10 protein-coding genes are annotated in these 11,546 nt (G+C 66.9%); 2 read left to right on the plus strand and 8 right to left on the minus strand.

What is annotated here, in order from left to right; genetic code table 11:
* Nucleotides 1–59: 59 nt before the first annotated feature.
* Nucleotides 60–2,009 (minus strand): acetoacetate--CoA ligase, encoded by a 1,950-nt coding sequence (locus ACTCB7_RS05835; RefSeq protein WP_463005905.1) that lies wholly within the window; start codon nucleotides 2,007–2,009, stop codon nucleotides 60–62.
* Nucleotides 2,010–2,199: 190 nt separating this feature from the next.
* On the opposite strand from ACTCB7_RS05835, the gene nhaD reads away from it, so the two are divergent.
* Nucleotides 2,200–3,453: a sodium:proton antiporter NhaD gene (gene nhaD, locus ACTCB7_RS05840; RefSeq protein WP_463005906.1), complete on the plus strand. Its 1,254-nt coding sequence runs from the start codon at nucleotides 2,200–2,202 to the stop codon at nucleotides 3,451–3,453.
* Between the two features lie 260 nt (nucleotides 3,454–3,713).
* Nucleotides 3,714–5,225, plus strand: coding sequence for an MFS transporter (locus ACTCB7_RS05845; RefSeq protein WP_463005907.1), 1,512 nt, complete (start codon nucleotides 3,714–3,716; stop codon nucleotides 5,223–5,225).
* Between the two features lie 22 nt (nucleotides 5,226–5,247).
* Here the strand turns inward: ACTCB7_RS05845 and ACTCB7_RS05850 are convergent, their stop codons facing one another.
* The 7 genes from ACTCB7_RS05850 to ACTCB7_RS05880 all read right to left on the minus strand — a co-directional run bounded on the left by ACTCB7_RS05850 (nucleotide 5,248) and on the right by ACTCB7_RS05880 (nucleotide 11,490).
* A complete protein-coding gene (locus ACTCB7_RS05850; protein ID WP_224421065.1) occupies nucleotides 5,248–6,015 on the minus strand; it encodes a VOC family protein in 768 nt (255 codons plus the stop codon).
* A 73-nt stretch (nucleotides 6,016–6,088) separates the two neighbouring features.
* Entirely contained in the window at nucleotides 6,089–7,267 is a 1,179-nt protein-coding gene (locus ACTCB7_RS05855) for an acetate/propionate family kinase (RefSeq protein WP_463005908.1), read from the minus strand.
* The gene (locus tag ACTCB7_RS05860; RefSeq protein WP_463005909.1) at nucleotides 7,264–8,214 is read right to left on the minus strand and encodes a bifunctional enoyl-CoA hydratase/phosphate acetyltransferase; all 951 of its coding nucleotides are present in this window, start codon (nucleotides 8,212–8,214) and stop codon (nucleotides 7,264–7,266) included. The genes ACTCB7_RS05855 and ACTCB7_RS05860 overlap by 4 nt, the downstream gene beginning before the upstream one ends.
* Nucleotides 8,215–8,379: 165 nt before the next feature.
* On the minus strand, nucleotides 8,380–8,655 hold the full coding sequence (locus ACTCB7_RS05865; RefSeq protein ID WP_463005910.1) for a GrxA family glutaredoxin: 276 nt from the start codon (nucleotides 8,653–8,655) through the stop codon (nucleotides 8,380–8,382).
* Between the two features lie 129 nt (nucleotides 8,656–8,784).
* Complete coding sequence (locus ACTCB7_RS05870; protein WP_463005911.1) at nucleotides 8,785–9,612, minus strand: inositol monophosphatase family protein; 828 nt, start codon at nucleotides 9,610–9,612, stop codon at nucleotides 8,785–8,787.
* Between the two features lie 36 nt (nucleotides 9,613–9,648).
* Nucleotides 9,649–10,185: a response regulator transcription factor gene (locus ACTCB7_RS05875; protein WP_463005912.1), complete on the minus strand. Its 537-nt coding sequence runs from the start codon at nucleotides 10,183–10,185 to the stop codon at nucleotides 9,649–9,651.
* A 33-nt stretch (nucleotides 10,186–10,218) separates the two neighbouring features.
* Nucleotides 10,219–11,490, minus strand: a complete 1,272-nt coding sequence (locus tag ACTCB7_RS05880; RefSeq protein WP_463005913.1) for an ATP-binding protein — start codon at nucleotides 11,488–11,490, stop codon at nucleotides 10,219–10,221.
* Nucleotides 11,491–11,546 lie beyond the last annotated feature (56 nt).

Genomic DNA, 11,546 nt, shown 5'->3' on the forward strand with positions numbered 1-11,546 from the left:
GAACCGGGAAAGCCTGCCCAGCGCCGGTGACTCACGCCGCGACACCGGGCGGGCGAGGATCAGTGCTGCAGTTCGGGCAGGTTCTCGTAGAGCTCGAGAGCCTCGGGGTTGGCCAGGGCGTCCTGGTTCTTGACCGGCCGGCCGTGGACCACGTTGCGCACCGCCAGCTCGACGATCTTGCCGGACAGCGTGCGCGGAATGTCGCTGACCTGGATGATCCGCGCGGGCACATGGCGCGGCGTGGTGTTGGCGCGAATCGTGCGCTTGATGGTGTCGCGCAGGGCGTCGTCGAGCGTCAGGCCGTCGCGCAGGCGCACGAACAGCACCACGCGGATGTCGTCCTGCCATTCCTGGCCGATGCACAGCGACTCCAGCACGCCGTCGACCTTTTCCACCTGGCGGTAGATCTCCGCCGTGCCGATGCGCACGCCGCCGGGGTTGAGCACCGCATCCGAGCGGCCGTGGATGATCAGGCCGTCTTCCGGCGTGATCTCGGCATAGTCGCCGTGGGCCCAGATCCCCGGGAAGGTCGCGAAATAGGCCTCATGGTAGCGCTGGCCGTCCGGATCGTTCCAGAAGCCGATGGGCATCGAGGGGAACGGCCGGGTGCAGACCAGCTCGCCCTTCTCGCCGCGCACGGGATGGCCCTGGTCATCGAACACGTCGACCGCCATGCCCAGACCACGGCACTGCAGCTGGCCGCGATAGACCGGCCGGATCGGGCAGCCCAGGGCGAAGCAGGAGACGATGTCGGTGCCGCCCGAGATCGAGGCCAGCAGCAGATCGCTCTTGATGTCGCGGTAGACATAGTCGAACGATTCGTGGGCCAGCGCGGAGCCCGTGGAGAGAATCGCCCGCAGAGCGCCGAGGTCATGCTCCCGGCCGGGAATCAGGTCGTGCTTCTCGCAGGCGGCGATGTACTTGGCACTGGTGCCGAACACGCTGACGCGCTCCTCGGCGGCCATGCGCCACAGCGAGCGCGGGTCCGGCGCGAACGGCGAGCCGTCGTAGAGTACCAGGGTGGCTTCGCAGGCCAGTCCCGACACCAGCCAGTTCCACATCATCCAGCCGCAGGTGGTGTAGTAGAAGAGCACGTCATCACGACTCAGGTCGGTGTGCAGCCGGTGTTCCTTGATGTGCTGGAGCAGGCTGCCGCCGGCCGAGTGGACGATGCACTTGGGCGCTCCGGTGGTGCCCGAGGAGAACAGGATGTAGAGCGGATGATCGAAGGGCAGTGCCTCGAACTCCAGGGTGCATGCTTCGTTGTCGAGGTAGTTCTCCCAGGTCACGGCCTTGTCGATGCCGCGGGTGTCCGGCGTGTCATTCAGGAACGGGAAAACCACCACTTGATTGAGGGAGTCGATCGCCCGGCTGATCTCGCCGACCCGTTCACGGGTATCGATGTGCTTGCCGTTCCACGTGTAGCCGTCGGTGGCGATCAGTACCTTGGGCTGGATCTGGCCGAAGCGGTCGAGCACGCCGTTGAAGCCGAAGTCGGGGGAGCAGGAGGACCAGACGGCCCCCAGACTGGCCGCGGCGAGCATGCCGATGATCGCATGTTCGCTGTTGGGCACGAAGCCGGCGACCCGGTCCCCGGGAGTGACACCGCTGGCGCGCAGGGCATGGGCTAGTCGTGCAACCTGCTCGTACAGTTCGGCGTAGCTCAGCACACGGCGGCGTTCCCGCTCGTCGCGCATGACCAGGGCCGGCTTGTCGTCGCGGCGGCGCAGCAGATTCTCGGCGAAATTGAGCCGTGCCTCGGGAAACCAGCGTGCCCCGGGCATGGCGTCCGGGCGCGACAGAACGGTATTGCCGCGCTGCTCGGCGATGACCTCACCGAGTTCCCAGACCATCGGCCAGAAGGTCTCGAGGTGATCGACGCTCCAGGTGTGCAGATCGGCATAGTCGTCCAGTGACTGGCCGTGTTCGCGGTTGATGCGCTGCATCAGGGCATGCATCTGCGTCGCTTCGATGGCCGCTCGAGAAGGCTGCCAGAGTGGCGTGGACATGCTCCCCTCCTTTTTCTTGTCCGGGATGGTTATGATGACGCGCCTTGGGGTCGGGCCGTGGCCGATCCCGCTTTGCCGGGGCGCGGGCCCGGCGCGTCCGGCTGTCTTTGTGCAGCGCAAAACAATAGCATTCAAAACCGGTACCGGGAATTGTCGCGGTGGCCCGGGCCGGTAACAAGGAGCCTTTTGGATGACGTGGTTGTCGGTAGTTCTGGTGGCATTGGCCCTGCTGGCCTTTCTTCTCGTGGCGCTCGAGGACGTCATTCATCTCAACAAGGCCAAGTCGACGCTCCTTCTGGGGACTCTGAGCTGGCTGCTGTTGTTCATCTTTTCCGGACGCGACAGCGGGTTGACCCTGGAGGCGCTCAACGAAAATCTGCTCGAGATCGCCACCCTGTGGCTGTTCCTGATGGCGGCGATGACCTTCGTCGCCTATCTCAATGCCAAGGGCATGATCGCCAACCTGATCTATCGAGTGCTGCCGCAACGCATCGGCGAGCGGGCTCTGCTGCTGCTGACCGCGGCCTTTGCCTTTGTGTTTTCCTCACTGGCCGACAACATCACGGCCTCCCTGGTATCGCTGACACTGGTGCTGTCATTGCAGCTGCCACCGGAAAAGACACGGCGCTTCGCGGTGATGACGGTCTTTGCCGTCAATTCCGGCGGGGTGGCGCTGATCACCGGCGACGTCACCACGTTGATGATCTTCATCAGTGACAAGGTCGCCATTCCCGACCTGATGCTGCTGGCGCTGCCGTCGCTCATCGCCGTGCTGGCGCTGGCCCTGATGCTGATGCCCGGCCTGGGCGGCACGGTGACGATCCCGCGGGAGCGGCGGCAAACCCGGCGTTCCGATCGCCTGATCGCGGCCATCTTTCTGGTCACCATCCTGGCCACCCTCAGCGGCAACGTGCTGTTCGGCATTCCGCCGCTGCTGACCTTCCTGTTCGGGCTGTCGGTCATGTTTCTGATCGGCCATTTCGTCGAGCGGCGTTCCGAGGCCGAGGAGCGCCGCGTGCTCGATTACATTCGCGTCATCGAGTACGACACCCTGCTGTTCTTTCTCGGCATTCTGCTGCTGGTGGGGATGCTCAAGGAGATCGGCGTCCTCGATGTGCTGACCCAGGGGTATCGGGTGCTGCCGGTGGAAGGCGCCAACTACGTGATGGGGCTACTGTCGGCACTGGTCGACAACGTGCCGTTGACCGCGGCGCTGTTGAAGTCGGGCATCGTCATGGCGCGGCCGGACTGGATGGCGCTGACCTACGCGGCCGGCGTGGGCGGCTCGCTGCTGGTGATCGGCTCGGCGGCCGGCATCATCGCCCTGGCCAAGGTGCGTGTGCTATCGTTCACGGGATATCTGCGTTTTCTGCCGGCCCTGCTGGTAGCCTACAGTCTGGGCTTCGGTGGGGCCTACGCCATCGCCTTGGCAACCGGGGGTTGAACAAATCCTGATCAGCCGTGCCGATTGCCGTCCTGGCGGCACCGGCGCGGCCTGTCCCCTCATCGCACACAGGGTTATGCACAGTTTCTGTGCATAACCCGAGCCGGCGAAAGCGGACGGATGCGGCTGGTCGTCGCGCCGTCCAGCGACTAGAATCTAGCCACACCTGAAGCCTGTTGAATTACCGCCTGGCCGAATCGCGAGATTCGGCCAGGCGGTTTTCCTGTTTGCCCTGCCGATAGTGAATGGAGGAGACGGCGTTGCGCAGTCTGCCGGCGACCCTGCCGATACTTTTCGTGTGCGAGATCAGCTTCCTGCTGGGCCATGGTCTGATCATGACCCTGCTCGGGGTACGGATGTCCCTGGAAGGCTTTCCATCGCAGATGGCCGGTCTGCTGATGTCGAGCTTCTCGCTGGGCTTCGTGCTGGGCAGTTACTTCCTGGAAAAGCGCATTCGCTCGGTGGGGCACATCCGTGTCTTCGCCGCCTGTGCCGCCATGCTGGCGGTCACCGCCATGCTGCACGGGCTGTGGGTCAACCCCTGGGCGTGGCTGGTCTGGCGCGTGGCGGGCGGGGCCTCCACGGCGGGACTGTTGATGGTGATGGAGTCGTGGGTCTCCGGGGAGTCGACCAACGACAACCGCGGCAAGGTGCTGGGCTGGTATCTGGTGATCTCCACGCTGTCGCTGGCCGGCGGGCAGTGGATGCTCAACCTGGCCGACCCGGCGACGATGGTGCTCTTCTCGGTCTCGGGGATGCTGTTCGCGCTGTCGCTGGTGCCGCTGTCGATCCACCGTATTCACGGGCCGACGCACTCGAGCCATGACACCGCCCACAAGATTCGCTTCAAGGAGCTCTACCGGCGCGCGCCGGTGGGGCTGGTGGGGGCCTTCACCGCGGGGCTGATGGTCCAGGCCTTCTTCGCCATGACGCCCTATTTCGGCCAGGAGATCGGCCTGTCCACGGCGCAGACGGCCCAGTTCATGGCCACCACCACGCTGGTGGCGCTGTTCGCCCAGTGGTTCCTGGGGCGTGTCTCCGACCGGCTCGACCGGCGCAAGGTGATTCTCTGCATGGCCGGGGTGATGGCCATCACCGGGGCCTTCATCTCGGCGGCGGCAGGACACAGCTATCTCGTCCTGCTGGTGGTGGCCTGCTTCCACACTGCCATGCTGCATACGCTCTATTCGCTGAGTCTGGCGCATACCAACGACTGGCTGGAGCCGTCCGAGATCATCGCCGCGAACTCCAAGCTGATGATCTGGTACGGGGTCGGGTCGATTGTCGGGCCGTTCAGCGCGTCGCTGGTGATGCAGGTCGTGGGGCCCGAGGGGCTGTGGCTCTTCCTCGGCTCGGCCGCGCTGGCGCTGGCGATGTTCGTCATGGTGCGCCTGCACGGCACGCAGACCGACAAGGCGCCCGAGGTCGAGCAGGAGCCCTACGCGCCCATGCCGATGATGGAAACGCCGCACTATCACAGCGAACTCGACACCCGCTATGACCCCCAGCAGCTCGAGTTCGACTTCGAGTTCTACGAGTATGAGCTGGAGGATGTGCCTGACGCCGAGGTGGAGACCACGGCGTCAGCCGACGAGGCCGAGTCGGCTGACGCGGCGGACGAGACCGGCACGTCGGAGGACGAGTCGATGGGCGAGGAGCCGGCCCACGAGGACGAGGAAGGCGACGAGGCGATTCAGCAGCGCGGCGAGTCGTGGCACGAGAACGAACACGAGCCGGCCTCGGCGGCGCCTTCGGCACCCCGGGCGGGGTGACCGGGGACGCGTCGAGCGTGGCTCAGGCGATCTCGCAGCGGGTATGCTCGGGCAGCAGCAGTTCGGCGGCCCTTTCCTGGTGTCCCGGCAGGCTGCGCTGGACCAGTGCCAGGCCGCCAGGCACGATTCGATGCTCGTCACCCTCGGCGAAGGCCAGGCGTCGCGAGGCGGCGGTATAGTAGCGGTAGTCCAGCAGCGGCGAGACCGGAAAGAGCCCGTGGCGCCGGTCGTCGCTGCCCGGCAGGCCGGCCTGCCGCAGCTGCCGGTCGAGTCCCGCCAGCGGCTGGCCGAGCCGTTCGCAGTCGAGCCCGGCGTGATGCAGGCGTGGGCCGAGCGCCGCGATCCAGGCGGCCAGCGGATGGGCTCGGAGCAGTTGCTGGTAGGTGGCCCAGTCGGGCATCGGCCAGGGGCGGCCGCGGCACAGCAGGTTCTGGCCTCGGCAGTCGGCGGGGTGGGCGGCACCGATCAGGGCTTCCAGCTGGCGGCGCGGCTCCCGGGTCAGGGCGCCGGGCTGCAGCTCCACCAGCAGCAGCCAGGCGCCGTCGTCGTCCGGCGTCAGGCAGGAGACCAGCACGCCGCGATCGGCCATGGCGTACTGGCCGGCCCGCCGGTAGCCGAAATGCGCGAGCGTGGGCAGCAATGCCTCGGAACTGAAGGGGCCGTGGTTGAGTGTCACGATCGCCAGGTATTCGGCGCTCGGTACCCGTGACCAGAGGTCCAGGGCGGCCAGGTCCGGGTTCAGGTGAACGTAGTCCAGCCACAGCTGCTGCAGAAACTCTTCGCGTTGCATGATCGGAGGTCTCCCTGTGATGCCTCCGAAGTATAGGCAGTGCCGCCCGGGGGCCATTCAACGCCCCGCCTCGTCAGGCGGGGGCGGCGGGAGAGGCCGGCAGGCAGGCCAGCGTTGAACGTCGAATTTCCGCTTCCTCGTCGGCCGCGACGATGCCGATGGCCGGCCCGCCGCCGCGGTCCAGCCGTGGCGCATGACGCGCATTGGCCGCGTCGTCGAGCTTGATGCCCAGCCAGGCGAGGTCGTGGCACACGGCCTGGCGGATCGGCGCGGCATGCTCGCCGATGCCGGCGGTGAAGATCAGGGCGTCCAGGCCGCCGAGCAGGGCGACCAGCCCGCCGATTTCCCGGACCACCCGACGCACGAAGAGCGCGACCGCCTCCGCGGCGGCCGGGGCGTCACTGGCCAGCAGATCACGCATGTCATCGGACAGTCCCGAGACCCCGTAGAGCCCGCTGTCATGGTAGAGCAGGTGCTCGATCTCGTCGGCGCGCCAGCCCTTCTGCTGCAGCAGGTAGAGAATCACGCCGGGGTCGAGGTTGCCCGCCCGGCGCCCCATCATCAGCCCGTCGAGCGCGGTGAAGCCCATGGTGGTGGCCTGACTTTGCCCATCCGCGAGGGCGCACAGGCTGCAGCCGTGACCCAGGTGGGCGATGATCACGCGGCCCCGATGGCGCTCGCCGATCAGCTCGGGCAGCTGGCGCACGGCGTGGGCGTAGGACAGTCCGTGAAAACCGTAGCGCAGAATGCCCTCCTCGGTCAGCCGGCGCGGCAGCGCGAAGCACTGGTTCAGCCAGGGCTGGCTGCGATGGAAGGCGGTGTCGAAGCAGGCCACCTGCGGCAGGGTGGGCCAGTGAGCGTGCAGGGCGTCGATCAGCGCCAGCGCCGGTGGCTGATGCAGGGGCGCCAGCGGGATCAGTTCGCGCAGCTCGTCGACCACGGCCGGTTCCAGCAGGCAGGGCGCGGCGTGGTGGCGACCGCCGTGCACGACGCGATGTCCCACGGCGCTCAGCGGCACGTCGCCGAACTGCGCCTCGAGCCAGTCAAGCAGCGGCGCAATCACGGCGGCGTGCCCGGTTCCCGTCAGGCGGGGCAAGGCGTCACTGGGCGTCGTGGCGCCGTCGAGCACCAGATGCGGCGCCTCGTTGATGCGCTCGATGGTACCGCGGACCCGGCAGCGCTCGTCATGGAAGAGCGCGACCTTCAGCGACGACGAGCCGGCGTTGAGGGCGAGAACGGCGCGCGAGGTCATGGTGTGCGCCCCCGATGCACCACCAGGCAGGCCAGCGCGGCGGAGGCCAGCCGGCTGGCAGTGGTGTCGCTGCGGCTGGTCAGCATGATCGGTACCCGCGCGCCCATGACCAGCCCCGCCGCCTGGGCACCGGCCAGGTGGATGAGCAGCTTGGCGATCATGTTGGCGGATTCGAGGTCGGGGCACATCAGGATGTCGGCATGGCCGGCGACCGCCGAGGTCAGGCCCTTGGTGCGGGCGGCCTGCTCGGAGACCGCATTGTCGATGGCCAGCGGGCCGTCGAGATCGCCGCCGGTGATCTGGCCGCGCTGGCTCATCTTGCACAGGGCGGCGGCGTCGAGGGTCGAGGGTATGCGTGGATTGACGGTTTCCACGGCGGACAGGATCGCTACCCGCGGGCAGTCGAGCCCGAGGGCATGGGCGAGGTCGATGGCATTCTGGATGATATCCCGCTTGGCGGTGAGGTCGGGCTGGATGTGCAGGGCGCCGTCGGTGATCAGCAACGGCCGTGGATAGCTGGCGACGTCGAGTGCGTAGATGTGGCTCATCTGGCGTTCGGTGCGCAGCCCGGCCTCGGTGGCGAGGACGGCGCTCATCAGCTCGTCGGTATGCAGCGCCCCTTTCATCAGGGCGTGAACCTCGTTGCGGGCGGCGAGCGACACGCCGGTGTCGGCGGAGGCGTGACTGTGGGGAGTGTCGACGATGGTCAGATTCGACAGCGATTCGCCGAGGGTCCGCGCGGTCTCGAGAATGCGTGCCCTGGGGCCGACCAGCAGCGGCTCGATCAACCCCTGGCGCCAGGCTGCCAGCGCGCCACCCAGGGAGAGCGCATCGCAGGGGTGCACCACGGCGGTGCGGATGGGGGGGTAGCCACGGGTCGCGTCGATCAGTTGCCGGTGGCGATCACCGACGGCAGGGCCGTGAGGCAGTGTGCCTTGATCCGCCATGCTCGAGTCTCCGTCATGCCGGGCGTCGCCCGGGAATGCCACGACTCTAGGCGGGAATCGGCGCGCCGACCAGCACAGATGCGCCTCTGTTGACCTGGGTCACATGCAGGGGGCGCGAATCAAGAACGCCGGCTCGAGGCCGGCGCAGGAAGGGCAGGCGGCAGCTCAGTTGACCGGGGTTTCCGGCATCAGCTGATTGTCGCGCACGTACTGGTCGAACTCGGTGAAGCCGCCGATGTGGGTCTGGTCGACGAAGATCTGCGGCACGGTCTCCACCGGCTTGCCGATGGTCTTCTCCATGTCGGCCTTGGTAATGCCTTCTTCATGGATGTCGATGTAGCGATAGTTGAAATCATCGCGGGCGTTGGTAAGTTGCTCGGCCAGTTCCTTGGCGCGTACGCAGAACGGGCAGCCGGCGCGTCCGAAGATGACTGTCAGCATGGGATCTCCTTTATGACGAGAAGCCTGGGTGTTGGATCATTGAATCTGGGGCGCATTGTTTCGCATTCGGCGCGCGAGGACCAATAGAGTCTCGCTACGCCGATTATTGCATGCCTTTATGGGGCCGGGTCATTCCGCGTCGGGCGACAGGCGGCCTTCGTCGGCACGCTGCAGCAGATTGCGAAGGGCAACATAGATATCCGGCGCCGCGGCGACGATATGCTCGCCGTAAAGCTCGTCGGGGATGCCCTCGGGAGCCGGGTAGACATGGCCGGTGCGGGCGCCGGCCTCACGGGCGATCAGCAGCCCGGCGGCGAAATCCCAGGGCGAGACGCTTTCATAGTAGGCATCGAGCCGTCCGCAGGCCACGTTGCACAGGTCGAGGGCGGCGGAGCCGCAGCGCCGTACGTCCTGACAGTGCTGCATGACCGCCGAGAAGCGGCGCAGCAGCGGCTGGCGGCCGTCGCGGCGATAGGGAAAGCCGGTGGCAATCAGGCTGCTCTCGAGCCGGCTGGCCAGGCTGGTGCGGATGCGGGCCTGGTTGCGCCAGGCGCCTTCGCCGCGGATGGCCACGAAGGTCTCGCCCAGGAAGGGCGCGTGTACCACGCCGATCTGCACGCGGCCGTCCACCGCCCAGGCAATCGACACCGCGACATGGGGAAATCCCCGGGCGAAGTTCACCGTGCCGTCGATCGGGTCGACGACCCACAGCGGCCCCTTGCGCCCCAGGGCTTCGCGGTCGGGAGCGATTTCCTCGCTGAGCCGGGCGTCGTCGGGAAAGTGCTGCTGCAGGCGTTCGCTGATCCACTCGTCGACCGCCACATCGGTGTCGGTGACCAGTTCCGTGCCTTTCTTGTAGCGCTGTGAGAAGCGCTGGCTATCACGAGCGGCCAGGATCTCCTGGCCGGCGCCTTCGGCGATCTCGGTCGCGATGGCGAGCCGCTCGGCTAGCTGCATGAAACCTCCTGGGGTTGGTGGCGATACGGGAAGCCGTCAGCGTCGCACCGGGCGCTTCTGCAGCTTGCGCTGCAGGGTGCGGCGATGCATGCCCAGCGCCCGGGCCGTGGCGGAGATGTTGCCGTCGTGTTCCTGCAGCACCTTCTGGATGTGTTCCCAGGTGACGCGGTTGATCGACGGCGGATTGTCGGCGATGTCGATGTCGGGGTCGCCGGTCTCGCGGTTGAAGGCGGTCAGCACCTCGTCGGCGTCGACGGGCTTGCACAGGTAGTTCACCGCGCCGAGCTTGATGGCTTCCACGGCGGTGGCGATGCTCGAGTAGCCGGTCAGCACTACCACGCGGCACTGCGGGGCCACGGCCAGCAACTCCGGCAGCAGCTTGAGCCCCGAGCCGTGCTCGAGCTTGAGATCCAGGGTGGCGAGCTGCGGCGGCGAGCGCCGGGCCAGCTCCAGCGCCTGCTCCTCATCCGTGGCCACCAGCACCTCGAAGCCACGCCGGCTGAAGGCACGTTCCATGACATGGCAGAACATCTCGTCGTCATCGACGATCATCAGGCGTTCGGCAGTTTGCATAGCAGCGTTCCGTGTCGTAGGGCAATGCCGGCGTCATTCGCCGGCAATCAGGCGGGGCAGCTTGACCTCGGTCAGGGTGCCGCCCTCTTCGTGATTGTAAAGACTCACGCCGCCGCCGAAGCGGTTGATGGTGGCGTGGGTCAGGAACAGGCCGATCCCCATCCCCTTGCTCTTGGTGGAGACGAACGTGTCGCCGAGCTGGTCGGCAATCGACATCGCCACGCCCGGGCCGTGGTCGCGGATGTCGATGATCACTTCCTCCTTGGTCCAGTCGAGGCTGATGACAATATCCTCGGGATTGGCGTCGGCGGCGTTGTTGAGCAGGTTCATCAATGCCTGCTCCAGGGTGGTGTCGACCGCCAGCACCGGGGTGCCGCGCTTGCCGAGGATCTCGATATGGTGAGTGACGTCCGGGCGCAGCACCAGCCAGCGCTGCACGACGTCCTCGAGCCAGGCCTGGGCCGGCAGCGAGGCGGGCTGGGCCAGGCGCCGGCGGTCGGCATTGGCGACCAGGTTCTGCAGCCGCGACTTGCAGGTATCGACCTGGCGGCGCAGCAGGTCGATGTCGGCCTCGAGAGTCGGCTGGCCGGCGGCATCCTCGCGCATTTCCTTGAGCAGCACCGCCATGGTGGAGAGCGGCGTGCCCAGTTCATGGGCGGTACCGGCCGCCTGGGTGGCCACCGCCAGCACCTGCTCGTTGCGCAGGGCCGCCTCGCGGGTCCGCGACAGGGCCAGGTCGCGGCGCCGCAGGGCGTGGGCCATCTTGAAGATGAAATAGGTGACCAGCCCCGCCGAGAGGCCGAAATTCAGCCACATGCCCAGCACATGCAGGCTGATGCCGGGGCCGATCATGCCATGGCTGAGCTGCGGCACCGGGTCGTAGAACAGCATCAGGAAGGTGTAGGCGGCCATTGCCGAGCTGGCGACGAGCCAGGCGTAGCGCCAGGGCAGGGTGGCCGCGGCGATGGTCACCGGCACCAGGTAGTAGGTGATGAAGGGGTTGGTGGAGCCGCCGGTGTAGAAGAACAGCAGGCTCAGCCCGGTAATGTCCGCCATCAGGTGAAGAAGGTATTCGAGATCGGTAACCGCGCGAGGGCGCCCCAGTCGCCACCAGCTGGCGATGTTGATGAAGCCCATGGCGATGATCACGCTGATGACCGGTACCACGCGCAGCTGGAAGCCGAGCACCTCGATGCCGAAGATGATCGCCGCCAGGAAGCCGGTCCAGGTGATGCCGCGCACGAACGTCAGCCGCACCAGGTTGCGGTTGGGGGTCGACAACGGCAGGGGGGTGGGTTGTTGCATGGTGACTCCGGCTGTCTGGCTATGCGCATGATAACCGATGACGGCACCGGGCTCAG

Source organism: Modicisalibacter sp. (assembly GCF_055145905.1).

Bases quoted from the DNA above. Each gene is read 5' to 3' on its own strand.
- ACTCB7_RS05880 (WP_463005913.1), bottom strand. From the start codon at position 11,490: ATGCAACAACCCACCCCCCTGCCGTTGTCGACCCCCAACCGCAACCTG.
- ACTCB7_RS05865 (WP_463005910.1), bottom strand. From the start codon at position 8,655: ATGCTGACAGTCATCTTCGGACGCGCCGGCTGCCCGTTCTGCGTACGC.
- ACTCB7_RS05860 (WP_463005909.1), bottom strand. From the start codon at position 8,214: ATGGCGGATCAAGGCACACTGCCTCACGGCCCTGCCGTCGGTGATCGC.
- ACTCB7_RS05835 (WP_463005905.1), bottom strand. From the start codon at position 2,009: ATGTCCACGCCACTCTGGCAGCCTTCTCGAGCGGCCATCGAAGCGACG.
- ACTCB7_RS05855 (WP_463005908.1), bottom strand. From the start codon at position 7,267: ATGACCTCGCGCGCCGTTCTCGCCCTCAACGCCGGCTCGTCGTCGCTG.
- ACTCB7_RS05850 (WP_224421065.1), bottom strand. From the start codon at position 6,015: ATGCAACGCGAAGAGTTTCTGCAGCAGCTGTGGCTGGACTACGTTCAC.
- nhaD (WP_463005906.1), top strand. From the start codon at position 2,200: ATGACGTGGTTGTCGGTAGTTCTGGTGGCATTGGCCCTGCTGGCCTTT.
- ACTCB7_RS05875 (WP_463005912.1), bottom strand. From the start codon at position 10,185: ATGCAAACTGCCGAACGCCTGATGATCGTCGATGACGACGAGATGTTC.
- ACTCB7_RS05870 (WP_463005911.1), bottom strand. From the start codon at position 9,612: ATGCAGCTAGCCGAGCGGCTCGCCATCGCGACCGAGATCGCCGAAGGC.